20 protein-coding genes are annotated in these 20,627 nt (G+C 60.9%); 11 read left to right on the forward strand and 9 right to left on the reverse strand.

The features are described 5' to 3' along the window. Window positions 1-206 precede the first annotated feature (206 nt). Window positions 207-2,141: a HAMP domain-containing methyl-accepting chemotaxis protein gene (locus AC0JZ4_RS11985; protein WP_471886603.1), complete on the forward strand. Its 1,935-nt coding sequence runs from the start codon at window positions 207-209 to the stop codon at window positions 2,139-2,141. Window positions 2,142-2,277: 136 nt separating this feature from the next. Further along, the gene (locus AC0JZ4_RS11990) at window positions 2,278-4,143 is read left to right on the forward strand and encodes an ABC transporter ATP-binding protein (protein ID WP_471887870.1); all 1,866 of its coding nucleotides are present in this window, start codon (window positions 2,278-2,280) and stop codon (window positions 4,141-4,143) included. A 6-nt stretch (window positions 4,144-4,149) separates the two neighbouring features. On the opposite strand, the gene AC0JZ4_RS11995 is transcribed toward AC0JZ4_RS11990, so the two are convergent. Further along, window positions 4,150-5,094 carry an endonuclease/exonuclease/phosphatase family protein gene (locus AC0JZ4_RS11995; protein ID WP_471886604.1) on the reverse strand — a complete coding sequence of 315 codons (945 nt, stop codon included), beginning with the start codon at window positions 5,092-5,094 and terminating at the stop codon, window positions 4,150-4,152. Window positions 5,095-5,546: 452 nt separating this feature from the next. On the opposite strand from AC0JZ4_RS11995, the gene petA reads away from it, so the two are divergent. From petA to AC0JZ4_RS12015, 4 genes are all read left to right on the forward strand, one after another. Then, window positions 5,547-6,125 (forward strand): ubiquinol-cytochrome c reductase iron-sulfur subunit, encoded by a 579-nt coding sequence (gene petA, locus AC0JZ4_RS12000; protein WP_471886605.1) that lies wholly within the window; start codon window positions 5,547-5,549, stop codon window positions 6,123-6,125. Window positions 6,126-6,136: 11 nt separating this feature from the next. Next, on the forward strand, window positions 6,137-7,429 hold the full coding sequence (locus AC0JZ4_RS12005) for a cytochrome b (RefSeq protein WP_471886606.1): 1,293 nt from the start codon (window positions 6,137-6,139) through the stop codon (window positions 7,427-7,429). A gap of 26 nt (window positions 7,430-7,455) precedes the next feature. Continuing rightward, window positions 7,456-8,349, forward strand: coding sequence for a cytochrome c1 (locus AC0JZ4_RS12010; RefSeq protein WP_471886607.1), 894 nt, complete (start codon window positions 7,456-7,458; stop codon window positions 8,347-8,349). A gap of 132 nt (window positions 8,350-8,481) precedes the next feature. Further along, the gene (locus AC0JZ4_RS12015; protein ID WP_471886608.1) at window positions 8,482-9,027 is read left to right on the forward strand and encodes an adenine phosphoribosyltransferase; all 546 of its coding nucleotides are present in this window, start codon (window positions 8,482-8,484) and stop codon (window positions 9,025-9,027) included. 42 nt (window positions 9,028-9,069) lie between these two features. Here the strand turns inward: AC0JZ4_RS12015 and AC0JZ4_RS12020 are convergent, their stop codons facing one another. From AC0JZ4_RS12020 to ychF, 3 genes are all read right to left on the reverse strand, one after another. Next, complete coding sequence (locus AC0JZ4_RS12020) at window positions 9,070-9,537, reverse strand: MaoC family dehydratase (RefSeq protein ID WP_471886609.1); 468 nt, start codon at window positions 9,535-9,537, stop codon at window positions 9,070-9,072. Next, entirely contained in the window at window positions 9,534-9,992 is a 459-nt protein-coding gene (locus AC0JZ4_RS12025) for a MaoC family dehydratase (protein ID WP_471886610.1), read from the reverse strand. Before AC0JZ4_RS12025 ends, AC0JZ4_RS12020 begins: the two co-directional genes overlap by 4 nt. A 70-nt stretch (window positions 9,993-10,062) precedes the next feature. Continuing rightward, a complete protein-coding gene (gene ychF / locus AC0JZ4_RS12030; protein ID WP_471886611.1) occupies window positions 10,063-11,166 on the reverse strand; it encodes a redox-regulated ATPase YchF in 1,104 nt (367 codons plus the stop codon). A 135-nt stretch (window positions 11,167-11,301) separates the two neighbouring features. Between ychF and AC0JZ4_RS12035 the strand changes: the two genes are divergently transcribed. The 4 genes from AC0JZ4_RS12035 (at window position 11,302) to clpS (ending at window position 12,360) form a co-directional block, all read left to right on the forward strand. Next, window positions 11,302-11,568, forward strand: a complete 267-nt coding sequence (locus AC0JZ4_RS12035; protein ID WP_471886612.1) for an AbrB/MazE/SpoVT family DNA-binding domain-containing protein — start codon at window positions 11,302-11,304, stop codon at window positions 11,566-11,568. Then, window positions 11,558-11,776, forward strand: coding sequence for a PIN domain-containing protein (locus tag AC0JZ4_RS12040; protein ID WP_471886613.1), 219 nt, complete (start codon window positions 11,558-11,560; stop codon window positions 11,774-11,776). The genes AC0JZ4_RS12035 and AC0JZ4_RS12040 overlap by 11 nt, the downstream gene beginning before the upstream one ends. A 13-nt stretch (window positions 11,777-11,789) precedes the next feature. Beyond that, on the forward strand, window positions 11,790-11,957 hold the full coding sequence (locus tag AC0JZ4_RS12045) for a PIN domain-containing protein (protein ID WP_471886614.1): 168 nt from the start codon (window positions 11,790-11,792) through the stop codon (window positions 11,955-11,957). Window positions 11,958-12,051: 94 nt separating this feature from the next. After that, window positions 12,052-12,360 (forward strand): ATP-dependent Clp protease adapter ClpS, encoded by a 309-nt coding sequence (gene clpS, locus AC0JZ4_RS12050; protein WP_471886615.1) that lies wholly within the window; start codon window positions 12,052-12,054, stop codon window positions 12,358-12,360. A gap of 14 nt (window positions 12,361-12,374) precedes the next feature. On the opposite strand, the gene pth is transcribed toward clpS, so the two are convergent. The 4 genes from pth to AC0JZ4_RS12070 all read right to left on the reverse strand — a co-directional run bounded on the left by pth (window position 12,375) and on the right by AC0JZ4_RS12070 (window position 17,175). Next, entirely contained in the window at window positions 12,375-13,115 is a 741-nt protein-coding gene (gene pth, locus AC0JZ4_RS12055) for an aminoacyl-tRNA hydrolase (RefSeq protein WP_471886616.1), read from the reverse strand. Between the two features lie 78 nt (window positions 13,116-13,193). After that, window positions 13,194-13,931 carry a substrate-binding periplasmic protein gene (locus AC0JZ4_RS12060; RefSeq protein WP_471886617.1) on the reverse strand — a complete coding sequence of 246 codons (738 nt, stop codon included), beginning with the start codon at window positions 13,929-13,931 and terminating at the stop codon, window positions 13,194-13,196. Window positions 13,932-13,989: 58 nt separating this feature from the next. Then, entirely contained in the window at window positions 13,990-16,365 is a 2,376-nt protein-coding gene (locus AC0JZ4_RS12065; protein WP_471886618.1) for a bifunctional diguanylate cyclase/phosphodiesterase, read from the reverse strand. A 201-nt stretch (window positions 16,366-16,566) separates the two neighbouring features. After that, window positions 16,567-17,175, reverse strand: coding sequence for a 50S ribosomal protein L25/general stress protein Ctc (locus tag AC0JZ4_RS12070; protein WP_471886619.1), 609 nt, complete (start codon window positions 17,173-17,175; stop codon window positions 16,567-16,569). 369 nt (window positions 17,176-17,544) lie between these two features. Between AC0JZ4_RS12070 and AC0JZ4_RS12075 the strand changes: the two genes are divergently transcribed. Continuing rightward, window positions 17,545-20,322: a bifunctional diguanylate cyclase/phosphodiesterase gene (locus AC0JZ4_RS12075; protein ID WP_471886620.1), complete on the forward strand. Its 2,778-nt coding sequence runs from the start codon at window positions 17,545-17,547 to the stop codon at window positions 20,320-20,322. A gap of 29 nt (window positions 20,323-20,351) precedes the next feature. On the opposite strand, the gene AC0JZ4_RS12080 is transcribed toward AC0JZ4_RS12075, so the two are convergent. After that, on the reverse strand, window positions 20,352-20,609 hold the full coding sequence (locus AC0JZ4_RS12080) for a hypothetical protein (protein ID WP_471886621.1): 258 nt from the start codon (window positions 20,607-20,609) through the stop codon (window positions 20,352-20,354). Window positions 20,610-20,627: the final 18 nt, after the last annotated feature.

The raw sequence follows: 20,627 nt of genomic DNA on the forward strand, positions 1-20,627 counted from the left end.
ATCAAGTATTGACGTAGAAACGGCGGCTTCGGCCGCCGTTTTTATTTGTCGGGTCCGCTTGCACCCATGCCTGGTCATATTGTCGCATCTCGCTACATAGGCCCTATGGGTAAGTTTCGTTAACTATGCTTCAAAAGCTCTTTGTTTAGATGGGGTTGCCGGAGGGAGGCCGGTGCGTGATGCTCTAACTCTGTGGACACCCCTCCATGAAAAGTCTCAAGATCAAAGTTCTTCTTCCGGCTCTTTTCGGCTGCGTCGTCGCCCTCGGGCTTGCTCAGGGCGGCATGGCACTGAAATCGCTCTCCGACCTGGAAACGAAATCCCAGGAGATGGGCCGCCACATGACCGGCAGTGCCAATATCTCGGCACTGGACAACAGTTTTGGTGATCTGCGCCGCCACTACGTCGCGCTTCTGTCGGCCGCCGACAATGCCGAGATCGAGCGGATGAGGCCGCAGATCGCTTCTGCCAAGCAGGTCCGCGACGATGCCCTGCGCGCCTTCTCCGCACGCATTACGCTGCCTGCGACACGGGCGAAATACGACATGCTGATCGACAGCTTCCGTCGTTACGATGCCTTTGCCGACCAGATGATCACACGGGCGATGGCCGGCGAGCGTCTTTCCCTGAAGCCCTTCATGGTCGACAACATGGATGCGATCAGCGTCGCTGCGACCGAAGTCGTCATGGGCATCAACGAGAACAACATGCGGCTGGCCGAGCAGTCGATCGGCGATACGGCCGACGTCGCGGCATCCGCCAAGATGAGCACCATAATCGCAATCATTCTGTCCGCTCTTCTCGCCGTCGGTGCCGCCATCCTCTGCCTTGTACGGGTTACCCGTCCGATCGGCCAGATTACTGCCTCGATGAACCAGCTTGCAGCCGGCAACAACCAGGCAGCCATTCCTTACGCCGGTCGCCCGGACGAAATCGGCGATATGGCTGCTGCCGTTGCGGTCTTCCGCGACAACGCGCTGGAGCGCGTGCGTCTGGAGAAGGAAACCGAGGCCAACCGCTCGATGAGCGAGCGGGAGCGGATCGCCAACGAAGAACAGAAGGCCCGCGAAGCGGCCGATGTGGCATTCGCTGTCAACAGTCTCGCAGGCGGCCTCAATGGTCTCTCGGATGGCGACATGACCGTTCGTCTGGATCAGCCGTTCGCCGGCCAGCTCGACCAGTTGCGCGTCAACTTCAACGAATCGATGGACAAACTGCAGGGCGTGCTGCGCTCGGTCGGCGACAATGCCCGGATGATCGATGCCGGCGCCAACGAGATCCGCTCCGCCGCCGAAGATCTGTCGAAGCGTACCGAACAGCAGGCGGCCTCGGTTGAAGAGACCGCGGCTGCGCTCGAACAGGTCACGACGGCCGTCAAGGACTCGGCGGTTCGTGCCGGCGACGCCGGCAAGCTCGTCGACGAGACCCGCTCCGCGGCCGAGCGCTCGGGCGACATCGTCCGTCAGGCAGTTTCCGCCATGGAGGAAATCGAGAAGTCTTCGGGCGAGATCTCCAACATCATCGGCGTGATCGACGACATCGCCTTCCAGACGAACCTGCTCGCACTGAATGCCGGTGTCGAGGCGGCCCGCGCCGGTGAAGCCGGCAAGGGCTTTGCGGTCGTCGCCCAGGAAGTGCGTGAACTGGCCCAGCGTTCCGCCAACGCGGCGAAGGAAATCAAGGCACTGATCAACGCCTCGGGTGACAAGGTTCGTGACGGCGTCGATCTCGTCGGCCAGACGGGCAAGGCGCTCGATACGATCGTTGCCGACGTGCAGCGGATCAACACCAACGTGTCGTCGATCGTGGTGTCTGCCCGCGAGCAGTCGACAGGTCTGTCCGAGATCAACACCTCGGTCAACCACATGGACCAGGGCACGCAGCAGAACGCGGCGATGGTCGAACAGACGACGGCTGCAAGCCACAGCCTTGCGGCGCAGGCCCAGGCACTGAACGAGCTGCTTGGCCAGTTCAAGCTTGGCGGCGCTCAGTCGGGTGCATCTGCTCCGCGTGCGGCCACGCAGGCTTCGCGTCCTTCGGCATCGCCGGCGCGCGCGCTCGGCGCCAAGATCGCGTCTGCCTTCGGTGGTGGCGGTCGCGCCTCGGCTGCGGCCGTCAAGCAGGAATGGTCGGAATTCTGATCCATCCCTGAACACGAGATTGAACGGCGGCTTTGGCCGCCGTTCGCGTTTCGGGTAAGCGTCCGGTTGCCGGCTTGCCGAAATGTAATCCGCTGGACCCTTTGCCGCAGTGCGGAAGCGGCATATATCCCTTGCCATGCTCATCACCCGGTTCTTCCGCTTCTTCGAGACACGCATCCGGCCTTTCGAGGGGAAGGACGACCTGCGTCCGTCTTCCGGCACACTTGCCTTCATCTGGTTCTATGTGCGTCAGGCCAAGGCACCGTTCCTTGCCATGCTGGTGCTGGGCGGGCTGACGGCGGCGATCGAGGCGGCGCTGTTCTGGTTCGTCGGGCGGCTCGTCGACATCCTTGCCAGCATCGACAGGGCGCAAGGCTGGTCGGGGCTGATCGCCCAGCACGGATACGAGCTTGTCGGCATGCTTGTGCTGATCGGCGTCGTGCGCTTTCTGGTGACGCTGGTCACCGCGCTGGTCGACCAGCAGATGATCACGCCGGGTTTCTACAATCTGGTGCGCTGGCAGTCCTATCGGCATGTGGCGCGCCAGTCGCTGTCCTTCTTCCAGAATGATTTCGCCGGCCGTATCGTCACGAAAGTCTGGTCGGGCGGGCAGGCGGCGGGCGATCTCGTCACCTCGCTGATGGAAAGCGTCTGGTTCGTCTGCATCTATTCGGTGTCGATGCTGACCCTGGTCGGCGGACTGGACTGGCGGCTTGCGGTACTGGTTCTTGTCTGGGTGGCGGTCTTTGCAGCGCTTGCCCGCTATTTCGTGCCGCGCATTCGTTACCATTCGAAGGAAACGGCGGAGGCCGCATCGATGCTCTCCGGCCGCATGGTCGATGCCTACAGCAATATCCAGACGCTGCGGCTCTTCGGGCGCGATGAGGCAAACGACCGATACATGCGCGACGGGTTCGACACGTTCCAGTCGACGACGATCATGTTCACCCGCTTCATCACCGGGGTCAGGGCATCCATGGCGCTGCTTTCAGGGGTGATGATCGTCTCGATGGCGGCGCTGTGCATCCATCTCTGGCTGCAGGGCAGGATTACCTCCGGTGCCGTCGCCTTCACGCTGGCGCTTGTACTCAGGCTCAACTTCCTGCTCGGGCGTCTGATGACCCAGTTCAACGGTATCATGCGTAATTTCGGTACGGTACAGAATGCAGCCGAGCTGATCTCGCAGCCGATCCAGCTGACAGACCGTCCGGACGCCAAGGCGCTGGAGGTCAGGAGGCCGGAGATCCGCTTCGAGAATGTCAGCTTTCATTACGGCCGCGCCTCGGGCGTGATCGATCATCTGAACCTGACGATCAAGGCCGGCGAGAAGATCGGCATCATCGGCCGTTCGGGGGCGGGCAAGTCGACGCTCGTCAATCTGCTCCTTCGTTTCTACGATCTGGAAGGCGGTCGGATTGCGATCGATGGGCAGGACATTTCGCGCGTGACGCAGGAGACACTGCGCTCGCAGATCGGTGTGGTGACGCAGGACACCTCGCTGCTGCATCGGTCGATCCGTGACAACATCCTGTTCGGGCGCCCGGATGCCAGCGACGAGAAGCTTGTCGAGGCGGCGAAACGGGCGGAGGCGCATGACTTTATCACGACGCTTGTCGACCAGCGCGGCCGCACCGGCTTCGACGCGCATGTGGGCGAGCGCGGGGTCAAGCTCTCCGGCGGCCAGCGGCAGCGGATCGCAATCGCCCGCGTCATGCTCAAGGATGCGCCGATCCTCGTTCTCGACGAGGCGACGTCGGCGCTCGATTCCGAGGTGGAAGCGGCGATCCAGTCGAGCCTCGACCACCTGATGCAGGGCAAGACGGTGCTGGCGATCGCGCATAGGCTTTCGACCATCGCCATGCTCGACCGGCTGATCGTTATGGACAAGGGGCGGATCGTGGAGGAGGGGACGCATAGCGAGCTTCTCGCCAGGGACGGCCTTTATGCGCAGCTGTGGGCGCGCCAGACCGGTGGGTTCCTCGCCGCCGATGCGGCACAATAAGGCGTCTCAGGGCGCGGGCAGGGCGATTTCGGCGATCAGGCCGGCATGGTTGGAACCGTGGGGCTCGTCGAGGCGCTTGAGGCTCTTGATCGCCAGCGGTGCACGGGCGTAGATGTGGTCTATCGGCAGGCCGAACATGCCGAGTTGCACCGGCCATGTCGCGGGCTCCCAGGCGGCGGTCCTCAGCTCGCTGCGAACGAGAAAGTCGCGCATGTTGGGGGCGAGGCTTGAGGCATTGAAATCCCCCGACAGAACAAGCGGCCCGTCGAGCCAGGAGAGGGCCTGACCGGCGCGAAAAAGCTCCAGCGTCTGAAAATCGTCGAAATAGGGTTTTGTCGTGTGGATACCGCCGACATGGATTTTTCGGCCGTCAATCTCTGTCTCGGCGAGGATGAAACGATCGGCGAAAACGCCGCTGAGGCTTCTGACCAGACCGTTTTGCAGCGGAGTCTTCGACAGCATCAGCTGATCGCAATCCTCTACAGCGATGCCGCAGCCGAGGCGATAGGGATAGGCGGCGACCAGCGTCGGAAGATGCGCCAGCAGGGGCTCCGCTTCCATGACATTGACGATATCCGCGCCAGAGGCGGCGATCATTCTGGCAATCGCTACGCCACCTTCATCATTGGTGGTCAGGATGTTGAAGGACATCAGCTTGAAAGTCGGCGCGATCTCCTGTCCTGGCGTCGCCACCGAAACGAAGTCGCGGGTCATCAGCACGGCATGGGCGGTAAGGACGAGCGACAGGGCGAGCAGCACGGCGGCCATGAGGCTGCGGTTGAGACAGAGTGCCGTGACCATGGCGACCGCACAGGCGCCGGCCGCATGCAACTGCAGGCTATGGATTGAGGCGAACAGCCAGTGCGGGTGGACGTAACGCGTCGCTATCGCCAAAAGGATGAGCGACACGATGACGCAGAGGACGACGGAGAGAGTGTCTCTGATGCGCATGAAGCTTGTCCGCCGGGCTTTATTCGCCGATGCATTAGCATGCGTGCAAAGGGCTGGCAACGCAGCACTTTTGGCGCGCAGAACCTGTCTTATGCACTTGATCCAAGTCAAACGACCTTTTGATTTTACAGCGTAAATGAAGGTCGCTGCATAGTGTCGCAAGACTGCGTTGCAGTATCCGCTCGTTTGCATGTCCAAATAGCAATCGCACACGTCCGAAGGGCCTCGGGCCTTGCCAAGCGCCAAGTTTATCTGCGATCAAACACTGATCGAGCTGACTTGCTGGGGAATCGGTGTTCGATCTATGGTGAAGCCTCCACCACCATAGATCAAACACTGATCGAGCTGACTTGCTGGGGAATCGGTGTTCGATCTATGGTGGTGGAGGCTTCACCATAGCCAGGAGGAGGCATGCGAATGATCGAGATTTTGCATGAGAGGATGGTTGAACCGTGAGTGAGCATAATCCAAAAGAAGGAACGCTGAGCGAGCCCACGCGCCGCGATTTCCTCTATCTAGCAACGGGCATGGCGGGTGCCGTCGGCGCCGCCGCCGCCGTCTGGCCGTTCATCGACCAGATGCGGCCGGACGCCTCGACACTGGCCCTGGCCTCGATCGAGGTCAATGTTGCCGCATTGCAGCCGGGCATGTCGCTGACGGTGAAATGGCGCGGCAAGCCGGTCTTCATCCGCAACCGCACACCTGAAGAGATCGAGGAGGCGAACGCCGTTCAGCTTGCCGACCTCAAGGACCCGGTCGCCCGCAATGCCAACCTTGCCGCCGATGCCGAAGCCACGGGCATGGACCGTTCGGCCGGAGAGGGCAAGGAGAACTGGATCGTCATGATCGGCTCCTGTACCCATCTCGGCTGTGTCCCGCTCGGCCAGTCCGGCGATTTCAACGGGTGGTTCTGTCCCTGCCATGGCTCGCATTACGATACTGCGGGCCGCATCCGAAAAGGTCCTGCACCGCAGAACCTGGCAATTCCGACCTTCGCTTTTTCGAGCGATACCGTGATCACCATCGGGTGAGGGGAACAGACATGAGTGGACATTCGTCTTATCAACCGTCGACGGGGATCGAACGGTGGGTTGACCAGCGGCTGCCTTTGCCGCGCATGGTGTATGACAGTTTCGTCGCCTATCCGGTGCCGCGCAACCTGAACTATGCCTATACATTCGGCGCCATGCTGTCGGTCATGCTGATCGTGCAGATCCTGACCGGCGTCGTGCTGGCCATGCATTACGCCGCGCATACGACCGTCGCCTTCGAAAGCGTCGAGAAGATCATGCGCGACGTCAACCACGGCTGGCTCCTGCGCTACATGCATGCCAACGGCGCATCCTTCTTCTTCATCGCGGTCTACCTGCATATCGCCCGCGGCCTCTATTACGGCTCCTACAAGGCGCCGCGTGAAATCCTCTGGATCCTCGGCGTCGTCATCTACCTGTTGATGATGGCGACCGGCTTCATGGGTTACGTTCTGCCCTGGGGGCAGATGTCCTTCTGGGGCGCGACCGTCATCACCGGTTTCTTCTCGGCCTTCCCGCTGGTCGGCGAGTGGATACAGACCTTCCTGCTCGGCGGCTTTGCCGTCGACCAGCCGACGCTCAACCGCTTCTTCTCGCTGCATTACCTCCTGCCGTTCATGATCGTCGGCGTCGTCATCCTGCATGTCTGGGCGCTGCATGTGACCGGCCAGACCAACCCGACCGGCGTCGAGGTGAAGTCGAAGACGGATACGGTGCCGTTCACGCCCTATGCGACGCTCAAGGATGCGTTCGGCGTGTCGGTCTTCCTGATCGTCTATGCGTGGTTCGTCTTCTACATGCCGAACTATCTCGGCCATCCGGACAATTACATCCCGGCCGATGCTCTGAAGACACCGGCTCATATCGTGCCCGAATGGTATTACCTGCCGTTCTACGCCATGCTGCGCGCCATCACCTTCAACATCGGCCCGATCGATTCCAAGCTCGGCGGCGTGCTCGTGATGTTCGGTTCGATCATCATCCTGTTCTTCCTGCCCTGGCTCGATACGTCGAAGGTTCGCTCGGCCGTCTATCGTCCGTGGTACAAGCTGTTCTTCTGGCTGTTCGTGGTCAACGCGATCCTGCTCGGCTGGCTCGGCGCCATGCCGGCGGAAGGCATCTACGTCATCCTGTCACAGCTCGGCACGCTCTACTATTTCGGCTTCTTCCTGGTGATCATGCCGCTTCTCGGCCTGTTCGAAACGCCACGCAGAATTCCGAACTCGATCACCGAAGCCGTGCTCGAGGAAAAAGCCAGGAAGGCCGGAGCGGCAACTGCCGAACCCGCCAAGGCCTCGGCATGAGCGCGGTGACGGAGAGGGACACGATCATGAAAAAGCTTGCTACCAGCATCCTGTCGCTGGCGCTTCTGGCCGGACTGGGCCTTGCCCAGGCCCATACGCAGGCCCAGGCGCAGGAAAACCACGATGCGGCCGGCGCCGAAGCGCATGCGGAAGGCGGCACGCCGCATTATCCGCTGCATCATCCGAGAGAGGTCGACTGGAGCTTTGCCGGCCCCTTCGGCCATTACGACAAGCAGCAGCTGCAGCGCGGCCTGAAGGTGTTCACGGAAGTCTGTTCCGCCTGCCATTCGATGAACCTCGTTTCCTTCCGCACGTTGGAGGATCTCGGGTATTCGGAAGCGCAGGTGAAGGCTTTCGCGGCCAATTATCAGGTGCAGGACGGGCCGAACGACGATGGCGAGATGTTCGAGCGGGCGGCGGTGCCGTCAGACCATTTCCCGTCGCCTTTCCCGAATCCGCAGGCGGCTGCCGCTTCCAACAACGGCGCGGCTCCGCCGGACTTCTCGCTGATCGCCAAGGCGCGCGGCGTGACCCGCGGTTTCCCGCAATTCGTCTTCGACATCTTCACCCAGTATCAGGAAGGCGGGCCGGACTATATCTACTCGCTGCTGACCGGATATCAGGAGCCGCCGGCCGGTGTCGAAGTGCCCGAGGGGACGCATTACAACCCTTACTTCGTCGCGTCGGCTTCGCTTGCGATGGCGCCGCCGATCTCAGACGATCAGGTGACGTATGACGACGGCGCACCGCAGACCGTCGACCAGTATGCCAAGGACGTTTCCGCCTTTCTGATGTGGGCCGCAGAGCCGCATCTGGAAGACCGCAAGCGCACCGGCTTCATGGTCATGGTCTTCCTCGCCATCTTCACCGGGTTGATCTACCTGACGAAGAAGTCGGTCTACGCCAACAAGGAACATTGATCCCAATCGGGGTCGAGGGTAGAGAAGGCGGCTTCGGCCGCCTTTTTTCATGCGCGGCGCAATTCCATTACGCCACCCTCACCGGTGGCCAGGCAGACAGGTTTGCTGCCAGAACGAAAAAACAGGGTTTCCATGACTGCCTCCGCCAAAGACATCCTCGCCGCCGCGATCCGCTCGATCCCGGATTACCCCAAGCCCGGCATCATCTTTCGCGACATCACCACGCTGCTTGGCGATGCGGCGGCCTTCCGGCTTGCCGTCGACGAGCTGGTGAAGCCTTATGAGGGGCTCGGCGTCGACAAGATCGCCGGCATGGAAGCGCGCGGCTTCATTCTCGGCGGCGCGATGGCGCATCAGCTTTCGGCCGGTTTCGTGCCGATCCGCAAGAAGGGCAAGCTGCCGCACAAGACCGTCAGCATGGCCTATGCGCTTGAATACGGTACCGACGAGATGGAAATCCATGTCGATGCGGTGAAGCCGGGCGAGAAGGTGATCCTTTGCGACGACCTGATCGCCACCGGCGGCACGGCGGTCGGCGCCGTGCAGCTGCTGCGCCAGATCGGTGCGGAAGTCGTCTCCGCCTGCTTCGTGATCGACCTGCCGGATCTCGGCGGCCGAAAGAAGCTCGAAGCGCTCGGCGTGGAAGTGCGCACGCTGGCGGAATTTTCGGGTCACTGATCCGGGATGACGACGGGCTGTACGATCAGCCCGTCCTCGCTCTCAGGCGAATTCCAGCACGCTTGCTTCGAAGCGCAGGACGGTTTCGCCCTTCTGGTTGACGCCCTGGTTCTTCGACAGGTTGATGAACGTTCCCGGTCGTGACATCAGGGTACGGCTTTCGACGAGTGTCGTCGAATAGGTGATTGTGTCGCCGGCATAGACCGGCTTCAGCCATTGCAGCTTCTTGAAGCCCGGAGAGGGGCCGAATTTCGGCGGCTCGATGCCCTCACCGACAAGGCGCGCGTCCTCAGCCTCGCGGTAGGCGACATAGGTCTTCATCCAGCCGGCGCAGGTATGCCAGCCGGAGGCGCATAGGCCGCCGAAGACATAGTTCTTCGCCGCTTCGGCATCCGTGTGGAACGGCTGCGGATCGAACTTTCTGGCAAAGGCGATGATATCCTCGGCGGTGAAGATCAGGGAGCCTATGGCGATCTCTTTGCCGGGCGGCGAAATCTCGATCAGCCTCATGGCGTATCCGCTCCGTTGGTGCGGGCCCGGAACATGATCGGGTTTTCGCCACGCATGACGATCTCGCCGTTCTGGTTGATGACTTCATGGAGGAATTTCACGAGGCCGATGCCGGGCCGGGAGTTGAGGCGGCGTGCCTCGATTACCGTCGAGCGACCCGAAAGGGTGTCGCCGGCGAGAACAGGCTTCTTCCACTCCATGAACTCAATACCGGGAGAGCCTTCCGACGTCGTGTCCGCCAGCCAGCCGTCATACATCATGCGCATGAAGACACTGGCCGTGTGCCAGCCGGACGCGGAGAGGCCGCCGAGGATGCTTGCCGTGCCGGCGTCCGCGTCGAGATGCATCGGTTGCGGATCGAATTCGGAGGCGAAGGCGATGATCGCGTCCGCCGTCATCGTCTGCGATGCGAGCGGCAGGATACGGCCGGGCGTGAAATCTTCGAGGTAGAGCATACGGCACCTCGGATGCGGAGCGTGGAAAGGCCATGGCGGGACAGGCCTGCCATGGCCTTTGGTCGAACAATCAGGTGTTGAAGCGAAAGTGGATAACGTCGCCGTCGTTGACGACATATTCCTTGCCTTCGTCGCGGCCCTTGCCGGCTTCCTTGGCGCCGACTTCGCCCTTGTAGGTGATGTAATCGTCAAAGCCGATGGTGAAGGCGCGGATGAAACCGCGTTCGAAATCGGTGTGGATTACGCCGGCTGCTGCCGGAGCCTTGGTGCCCCGAACGATCGTCCAGGCGCGCGTTTCCTTCGGGCCGACCGTGAAATAGGTGATCAGGTCGAGCAGCTGGTAACCGGCACGGATCAGACGGTCGAGGCCTGCTTCTTCCAGGCCGAGCGCGCCGAGGAACTCCTTGGCTTCCTCTTCCGGAAGCTGGGCGACTTCGGATTCGATGGCGGCCGAGATGATGACGCATTCGGCGCCCTGGCCCTTGGCCATTTCCGCAACGGCCTTCGTATGCTCGTTGCCGTCGACGGCATCGCCTTCGGCGACGTTGCAGACATAGAGGACCGGATGCGACGTCAGGAGGTTGAGGCCCTTGAGGATCTCGATGTCATCGGCCGCCAGCGTCTTCAGGAGAATGCGGGCCGGCTTGCCTTCGTTGAGAAGCTTGATAACGGCTTCCATGACCGGCAGCTGGGCGACCGATTCCTTGTCGTTGGTCTTGGCGCGCTTGCGGGTCTGCTCGACGCGGCGTTCCAGGCTTTCGAGGTCGGCGAGCATCAGCTCGGTCTCGATCGTCTCGGCATCGCCAACCGGGTTGATGCGGCCTTCGACATGGGTGATGTCGTCGTCTTCGAAGCAGCGCAGGACGTGCACGACGGCATCGACTTCGCGGATGTTGGCGAGGAACTTGTTACCGAGGCCTTCGCCCTTCGACGCGCCGCGCACGAGGCCGGCGATATCGACGAAGGAGATGCGGGTCGGGATGATTTCCTTCGAGCCGGCGATCGTCGCCAGCTGCTGCATGCGTGCATCCGGAACCGCGACTTCACCCGTGTTCGGCTCGATCGTGCAGAACGGGTAGTTGGCCGCCTGTGCCGCCGCCGTCTTGGTGAGAGCGTTGAAGAGTGTGGACTTGCCGACGTTGGGCAGTCCGACGATACCGCATTTGAAGCCCATCGGGGAGGAAACCTATCGCTTGAACTGATTTGCAGTCGCTATGGGGGAGAATGCCCTGCGGGTCAAGACTTGGCGAAAAGGCATTGCCTTGTCGGTAGGGGGATTTGCCTTAGCTTTCTCTCCAGGAGATATGGGATGGTCCAGCTGAAGGTTACCGCGAAAGGGCAGATTACTCTCAAGAACGAGGTCCTTGATCATCTCGGCATAAAGCCGGGCGATGAGGTTGATGTCTTTCTTTTGCCGCGGAAGGGAGCAGGTCTTCGCAGTACGCCGAAAGGCAGTATCGAGGACTTCTTTCAAGCGGGCTCAAACCCCTACAAAGTCCAGGCCGTCATTGAGGATATCCATAAAGCGATAGAGGCCGGGCGGGCAGGGCAGGTGAGGCTGGACGATGACCCCTGATACGAATGTTCTCGTCCGGGCCTTCATCATGGATGATCCGGCACAGACGGAAGCATCGCGCAGTCTTCTTCGGCAGGCCGAGGTGGTACATATTTCGCCGGTCGCGTTATCAGAGTTCGTCTGGGTGCTGCGACAGGTCTACAAGAAGACTCGTAGCGAGCTTGCCCAAGCGGTGGTCCGCCTGCTGATCGCTGACGCGCGTGGGTAACGATCGTGCGGCTATGGAAGCGGGTCTCACCACTTTGTTTGCGGGCTGCGACTTTGCTGATGGTGTGATAGAATTTGAGGGAAGACGGCTTGGCGGCGAGATTTTCGTCACGTTCGACAGGAAGGCTGCCGCCGTGATCGCCTCTCAAGGACGGCAGAGCCTGCTTCCCAAGGTTGATTGACCGTAATGCCGCCACGACATTAAATCTCGCCGCTGCGAGATAAATACATTTGATCGAATGCTCCCAAACAGGAGCCCATTACGAGGTAGCGCCGATGGCCGGAAACACGGTTCTCACCCCGAAGACGAACACCAAGCCCAAGCTGGAGCGGCCGAAACTCTACAAGGTCATCCTGCTCAATGACGATTACACGCCGCGCGAATTCGTCATCATGGTGCTGCGCGCCGTCTTCCGCATGAGCGAGGATGCCGGTCTGCGGGTGATGATGACCGCCCACCGGCTCGGCTCATGCGTGGTCGTGGTCTGCACCAGGGACGTCGCCGAGACGAAGGCGAAGGAGGCGGTCGATCTTGCCAAGGAAGCCGGGTTCCCGCTGATGTTTACCACCGAGCCGGAGGAATAGGCCTTTCGGCTGCATTACTCTTTCGGCCCGAACATCTTTTTCAGCATGTCGGCCATCGGCCCCGAGGTCGGCAGGTTGGGCTTGCCGCCATTGCCGCGCGCCTGATGGATATGGGATTTTCCGGCCGGCTTCGATGCGGGAGCCGTAGCGGGCTTGGCAGGCTTCGCAGGTTTCTCCGGCTCGGGCTTTGCGCCGACAGCGAGCGTCAGCTTGTTCATCAGTTGTGAATCCTCGGCCCTGACCAGCATGTCGGCATTGTCGGCGATCGCATCCATCAGCGGTTCCAGCCAGACGCGGTCGCTCTTGGCGAAATCGCCGAGAACGTGGTTGTGAACCTGTTCCTTGGAGCCGGGATGGCCTATGCCGATGCGCAGGCGACGGTATTCCCTGCCGCAATGGGCATCGAGCGACTTGATGCCGTTATGGCCGCCATGGCCACCGCCGGTCTTCAGCTTGGCTCGGCCGGGGGCGAGGTCGAGTTCGTCGTAGATGGCGACGATGTTTGCGGGCGTCAGCTTGAAAAAGCGCATTGCCTCGCCGACGGATTCTCCCGACAGGTTCATGAAGGTCTGCGGTTTCATCAGCAGAACCTTTTCGCCGGCGATCTCTCCCTCTGAAATCTCCGCCTTGAATTTTTTCGACCAGGGAGAGAAGCCCGGCAGACGCTGGATCGCGTCGACCGCCATGAAGCCGATATTGTGGCGGTTGCCCGCATATTTGGCTCCGGGATTGCCCAGTCCGGCAATGATCAGCATCGGGAAGTCTCCATAGCGCAGGCAAGTCATCTTTGCCGTTCACGACAGCGAAACCGCGGCGCTGTCAACTTCTTTCGGTCATCTGGACCACAGAAGCATGGGCTTGAGGCCGTAGCGTTGCAGGATTTCGTCCTGTGCCCTGCTGCTGATGAGGTCATTCAACCCGGCCTGCATGCGTGCAATCTGATCGTCGGATACGCTCTTGTTGCAGGCGAGACCGAATTGCTGTTCGGAGAAGGGAAGCGCTGCCTCGAGCGGCAGGCCTTCGGCGCGCAGCCTTTCCAGCACGCCTTCCGACATTGGTACCATGTCGATGCGCTGTTCGAGCAGCTTGTTGACCGATATCTGGAAGTCTGCGCTGAGATCTATCGCGGTAAAGCCCTGTTGCCGCAGGAGATCCTCGGTGTAGTCGGCTCTGTGGGTGCCGATCGTATAGCGCTTCGCCTCGTCGATCGTCGATGCCCGCACGTCGGACAGGCTGTGGCGGACCAGCACGCTGCGACTGATGCTGATCGGCCGAACCCATTTGAAACGCGGTGCGCGCTCCGGTGTCATGGCGGCGGTAAAGACGCAATGCAGGGCCTGGCTTTCCGCTAGCGTGATCGCCCGCGCCCAGGGGACGACCTCGAGTGTGAACGCAATGCCGGCCTTTGCCATGATCGCCTCGACCTGCTCGACGCTGGAGCCGGTTATGCGGCCATCCTTTTCCACCTGAACGAATGGTGCGTAGGGTTCGGTCATCAGCGCGATCGGCTGTTCGGCTTGCACGGGTGTGCAGAGACCCAGGAGCCCGACCAGCGCAATCATGTACTTCATGCGTCCAACTCCGAAACCGGTTGCGTTCAGTTATTCTGCGCGTGAGGTTTTTGCCCCATCAGCTGGCGAGCGCTTCCATGGCAGGCCGTCCGGCGAGGTCCGCCAGAAGGTCGTTGATCTGGCGCGGCTTGCAGAAATGATAGCCCTGGGCGTAATCGACGCCGAACTGGATCAGCTGTTGCTGCTGCTGGGCCGTCTCGACGCCTTCCGCGATCACCTTGCAATGCATCTTGTGCGAGATCGTCGTGATGCCTTCGATCAGCATGCGGCTCTTGCGCTCGACGTCGGCATCGCGGCCGACAAGGGACTGGACGAAGGACTGATCGATCTTGACGATATCGACGGGAAAACGGTTGAGGTAGCTCAGCGAGGAATAGCCGGTGCCGAAGTCGTCGAGCGCGATGCGGCATCCCAGGTTGTGAAGATCGCCCAGCGTCTTCCTGATTTCCGGGTCGTCATGCATCAGCACGGCCTCGGTTATCTCGATGACCAGACGTGACGGGGCAATGCGGTGTTCGGCAAGCAATGCTGCAAGCCTTGCCGACAGGTCCTTCTCGAACTGAAGCGGCGAGACGTTGACCGCCACATAGGCGTTGGCGAGGCCCGGAAGCCGGGAAACCATGCCCAGATTGATCAGCGCGTCCTTAAGAATGAGGCTGCCGATCTGTCCGATCGTGCCATTCTCTTCGGCTGCGGCGATGAGCGGGCCGGGAGACATCATGCCCTTGCGCGGATGGCGCATGCGCATCAGCGCCTCGAAACCCACCGGCTGGCCGTCGGCGATATCGACGATCGGCTGAAAATGCGCCTCGAACCAGTTGTTCTCGATGCCCATCTCGATGTCGTTTTCGATCTCGGCTTTCTCCCTCGTTCTCGTCAGGATCGCCGGATCGTAGACCATAGAGCCGTTCTTGCCGTCGCGCTTGCGCGCATACATGGCGAGGTCGGATTTTTGCAGCAGTTCGGCGGAGCCGGAGGCATGTTGCGGATAATGTGCAATGCCGACGCTGGCGCTCAGGCGCATACTGGCGTCCTCGAACCTGAATGGTTCCTCGAGCATGTCGATGATCCTGTCGCACAGCGCCTGCGCGCGATCTTCGCAGTTCCTGCCGGCAACGACGATCGCAAATTCGTCGCCGCCCAGTCGCGCGGCGGTGTCGTTCGCCTCAAGCAAAGGCTGAAGCCGTGCGACGAACTGTTGCAGGACGATATCGCCGGCCGCGTGCCCGTGGTTGTCGTTGATCGCCTTGAAGCGGTCGAGATCGACGAACAGGCAGGCAAGTCTGGCACCTGTGCGATCGGCTTCGACGATCTGCGCTTCGAGGGCTGCCTCGAAGCCCTGACGGTTGAGGAGGCCGGTCAGGTGGTCGGAGATCGCCTGCTGGTGGTTGCGGATTTCCGACTGCTTCAGTTCCGTCACGTCGGTCATGACGCTCAGCGAGCCGGCCATGTGTCCGCCGGCTGCGCCGAGATCCGCTTCGGTGATCAAGGCGTCCATCGACCGTCCCTCAGCACAAATGAACCGCACGGTGATTTCGATAGTGCCCTTGTCGCCGGTCCGGGTGCGCCGGCGATCTTCGAAGATCGCGCGGTCGGGGGCAAGCAGCAGTTCGGCGAACTGTCGGCCGATGATGTCCTCGCGGCGGTAGCCGGTGGCGATCAGCCAATAGTCGCTGACGGCGGCAATCGTATCGTCTGCCGTCAGGGAGAACAGCATGGCGGGCGTCAGGTTGTAGATCTCGGTCGCCTGCTGGTGGGCGCGTTTCAGTTCGCGCTCCTCACGTTCCAGAAGCGCCTGCATCTCGTTATAGCTCTTTGCAAGCCGTCCCATCTCGTCGTTGGAGCGCCAGTCGACATGGTGGCGCGAGCCGAGCCGGCGGGTCGCCTCGATGGCGGCAGTCAGCCGCATCAGCGGTCTGATGACCATCATGCGGTTGCCGAATACAGCGGCGCCGAACACGGTCAGAATGGCAATGATGAAGATCGAGATGAAGGCAAACTCGATCTGATGCAGACCCGAGAACCATCCGGCATGCGGCACATAGACGCTCAGTGTGCCAACTTCCCTGACGCCCTGCAGCGATCTGTACATCAGCGGCTGAGTTCTGACGGCCAGACTGCTCAGGTCGGGTGTGTCGGGACTGGCCTCGAAGACATCGAGCTTGCCGGTACTGTCGGTAATGCGGACGGCGTTGATTGCCGGGTCGGCCGCCAGCATTTCGGCGACTTCGCGTATACTGTCCTGATCCAGATCCCACAGCTGCTTGCCGAGCACCAGCGAATTGCTGGCCATGACGACGTCTATGTGTTCACCGAGGCTTTGCGATGCCTGCTGCGAGGACAGTGCAAGAAAAAGAGTAAAAAGAGGAGCGACGACGATGAGAAGCGCGGCAGAAATGATCGTAATAAAACGACTCTCAACGGAATGAGTCATTCGCGTTCCCCGAATTTACACAGTTCTAAAATATTCCCCGCGATATACTTTCACCTAAACCTTTAAAAACTCCCTGATGCGGTTGTGAAAATACCCGCGGTTGTGAACTGAGGGGCAGGAAATGCAATTCCCGACGCCCGTCTGAAACGAAAAAAGCTCGCCGCAGAGGGCGAGCTTTTCCAAATCTTCGAGATTGGAAGATTATTCTTCGGTCGAAGCTGCTTCTTCTTCCTCAGCGACGCCAGCTGCCGGAGCAACGATGGTCGCGATGGTGAAGTCGCGGTCGGTGATGATCGGGGTTACACCCTTCGGCAGCTTGACGGCCGAGATGTGGATGCTGTCGCCGATCTTGGCGCCGTCGAGGTCAACCGTGATGAATTCCGGGATGGCGTCAGCCGGGCAATGGAATTCTACAGTGTGGCGGACGATGTTGAGAACGCCGCCCTGCTTGATCGCGGACTTGTCTTCGTTGACGAAGTGGACCGGAACGTCGACGTTGACTTCGGTGTTGCCGGATACGCGCAGGAAATCGACGTGCATGGTGAAATCACGCACCGGATCCAGCTGGTAGTCCTTCGGCAGAACCTTGATCTTCTTGCCGTCGAAGTCGATGGTCGCGATCGTCGTCATGAAGCCGCCAGCGTGAATGCGCTTGGTGACCTCATTCGTGCTGAGGGCGATCGAGATGGGGGCCTGCTTGTCACCATAGATGACAGCCGGGATGAAACCGTTGCGGCGAAGTTCACGGGAGGACCCCTTACCAACCCGTTCGCGCGCCTCGGCCTTGAGCTCGTAAGTGTTCTGGCTCATGGCATTTCCTTTCGAGGTTATTTGGAGAGTTCTGTCCGGTCACTCGACCGGATCGAACTGAAGGACGTCTTTCGACGCGCTTCATCCGCGTTGCCTCCAAGGGTGTCTGCGCGGACGCGGTCCCTATAGTACAAGGCGTCTTGCGAGGCAAGCGCCGAGACGGGCGCAGATGCCGGTGCGGCCGCCTTCCTCTACAAAACACCCGCGCGGCGAGCTGAAAGGTTGCAAACTTACCCTGAGTAGGCCGTCATTGCGTGACTGTTAAGTACGTTCGACCACTGTCCCCTAAAGAAGCATAGCCTGATTAAGAGGTAGGGAATTTGTTAAAGATGTATGCGCGAAAGCAGGGTTAGTTTTGAGGAATGAACCATGTCCGGCGTCGTCACCTGCCTGCTTTACGAACACAATCTGTCGCTCGTTCTTGTCGCCGGCATACTCTGCTTTCTGGCCAACCTCGCCACGGTTGCCTTTGTCGGGCGCGCGCGCGAGGTGCAGTCCTATGCACGGGTGGTTTGGGCCGCTGTTGCAGGTGGGGCCGGCGGGTTCGGCATATGGGCGACGCATTTCGTCGCGATGCTGGCCTATGATCCGGGGCTGAACTTTCTATTCGACAGGTCATTGACGCTTCTGTCGCTCAGCATCGCCTTTATGGCTACCTTTGCGGCGGCTGTCGTCGCCGTTGCCCTGCCGACGCGGCTCGGCGCGATCGCTGCCGGCGTGGTGTTCGGTGCCGGCGTCTCCTGCATGCACTTCACCGGAATGTCGGCGATCGAGTTCGGCGGCGCGATCGTCTGGTCGCGGCCGCTCGTGCTCACTGCCATCGGCATGGCCGTGCTTCTGGCGCCGATCGCTTTCGTACAGGCGCTGGGTCGTGGTGCGAAAGCCCGTATCACCGCGGCGTCCATCCTCGCGCTGGCAATCGTGACGATGCATTTCATCGCGATGGGTGCAGCGCAGCTGGTGCCGGACGTTTCCGCCGGTATCGAGGTCGGGTCACTATCCAAGCCGCTGATGCTGTCGACGATCATCGCCGTGTCGCTTTCGCTGCTGGGATCGGGGACCGCTGCGGCACTGATCTCCGACAGGGCGGCGCGCTCCTCCAAGGCGAGCGAGCGCTATTTCGAAATGCTGGTACGCGGCGTAACCGACTATGCGATCTACATGCTGGACCCCAATGGCGTGGTGACCAACTGGAATGCCGGCGCGCAGCGTGCCAAGGGCTATACGGCAGACGAAATCGTCGGGCATAACTTTGCCCGGTTCTACTGCGCCGACGATCAGGAGCGCGGTGTGCCGCAACAGGCCCTTACGACCGCGCGCGAGACCGGCCGCTTCGAGGCGACCGGAAAGCGCTATCGCAAGGACGGCAGCTGGTTCTGGGCGCATGTCGTCATTCAGTCCGTGCTGGATGACGACGGTGTTCTCGTCGGATATGCCAAGATTACCCGCGACATAACCCAGCAGAAGGCGGATAATGACCGCATCGCGGCCGTGACGCAGAACCTCGACCTGGCGCTTGAGAACATGAGCCAGGGCCTTTGCCTCTTCGATCACAACGAGCGGCTGGTGTTGTTCAATCACCGCTACAAGGACATGTTCCAGTTTCCTGAGGGCTTTGTCGTTCCGGGCGTTACCTGCAAGGCGCTGGTACGCCGGGCTTTTGAAATTTCGTATGGCGAGCAGCATGTCTCGTTCACCATCGCCGATCAGCATTACGAGCGTTATATCGCCGCGATGAAAGCCGGCCAGCGCAGCATGCAGCACAAGACCTATAATGGCCGGACGATTCGCACCGGGATCAACAGTCTCGCAGATGGCGGCTGGGTCGCGACATTCGAGGACATCAGCGAACAGGTTCGTTCGGAAGAAAAGATCGCCTACATGGCGCGCCATGACGGGCTGACGCAATTGCCCAACCGGACGGCCTTCATGGCCTATCTGGAGGCTGACGTGATCAATGCCGAGCAGAGCGGCGACTATCTTGCCGTCGTCGGCATAGACCTCAACAAGTTCAAGCAGATCAACGACCAGCTTGGCCATGGCGTCGGGGATAAGGTGCTGAAAGAGATCGCCCGGCGGATGAAGGCGACCGTTGCGGCAACCGAACTGTTTGCCCGGTTCGGCGGCGACGAGTTCGTGGCCGCGACCCGGTACCGCAACATTGAGGAGGTGCATTCCTTCGTCGAGCGGCTGATGGCCGAGTTCGATCGCCCGATGGACATCGAAGGCCACAGGCTAAGCCCTGGCGCCAGCATGGGCGTGGCGCTCTATCCGAATGACGGATTGACGCCGGAGGCGCTGCTCGCCAATGCCGACCTCGCCATGTATCGCGCCAAAGCATCGCTTTCCCGCGAAGTCTGCTTCTACGATGTGGAGATGGACGAGGCCGCGCGCGACCGCACGAAGATGGCCAAGGAGCTGTGGGCGGCGATAGAGGACAGGCAGTTCCACCTTCATTATCAGGTGCAGAAATCGATCTCGACCGGACAGATCACCGGCTACGAGGTGCTGCTGCGCTGGGACCATCCGGAACGTGGCAGCGTATCGCCGGTCGAGTTCATTTCCGTTGCAGAGGAATGCGGCGCCATCCTGCCGATCGGCGAGTGGGTTCTGCGTGAGGCCTGCCGCGAGGCGGCGGGCTGGCCGACCGGGTACAAGGTTGCCGTCAACCTGTCTCCGGTACAGATTGCCCATACGGACATGCCGGCACTCGTGCATTCGGTTCTGCTCGAAACCGGCCTCAAGCCATCGCGGCTGGAGCTGGAAATTACCGAAAGCTCGATCTTTGCCGACAAGCCGCGCGCCCTGCATGCGCTGCGCGCCATCAAGGGGCTCGGCGTGTCTATCGCGATCGACGATTTCGGTACGGGCTACTCGTCGCTGGAAACGCTGCAATCCTTCCCGTTCGACAAGATCAAGCTCGACCGCAGCTTCCTTGCCGATGTCGAGCGCAGTGACGAGGCAAAGGCCATGGTGCGGGCAATCCTTGCCTTGGGGCAGGGGCTTCGCATCCCGGTGCTTGCCGAGGGCGTGGAGACGCAGAAACAGCTGCTGATCCTGCGCGAAGAAGGCTGCCATGAAGCGCAGGGCTACCTGCTCGGCCGCCCGGCGCCATTCGACAGACAAGCGATTTCAGACGCAGCCTGAGTGGCTTTCAGGGGCGGCCTGTTCGTGCGTCAACGGCGCGCTTCGCCGCCCGGCGCGTAATAGGATTTCTGCTCGAAGCGGAATTTGTGGCTGCAGTCGCCGCAGCGGATCATGTATTTGCGCGGATCGGTCGAGGCGAATTCCGTATGAAAAGTCTTCGGCAATTCGTCGATGCGGAAGTCGCGGCTACCGGCGCGCTTGTCGTCGGTTTCCGACACTTCGGCAAAGCCCGTGTTGCCGCACTGGGAGCATTCGAGTTTTCGGGAATAGCGGTCGCGGGATGCCATGCGGGACTCCTTGAATAG

The organism is [Rhizobium] kunmingense, assembly GCF_977018605.1.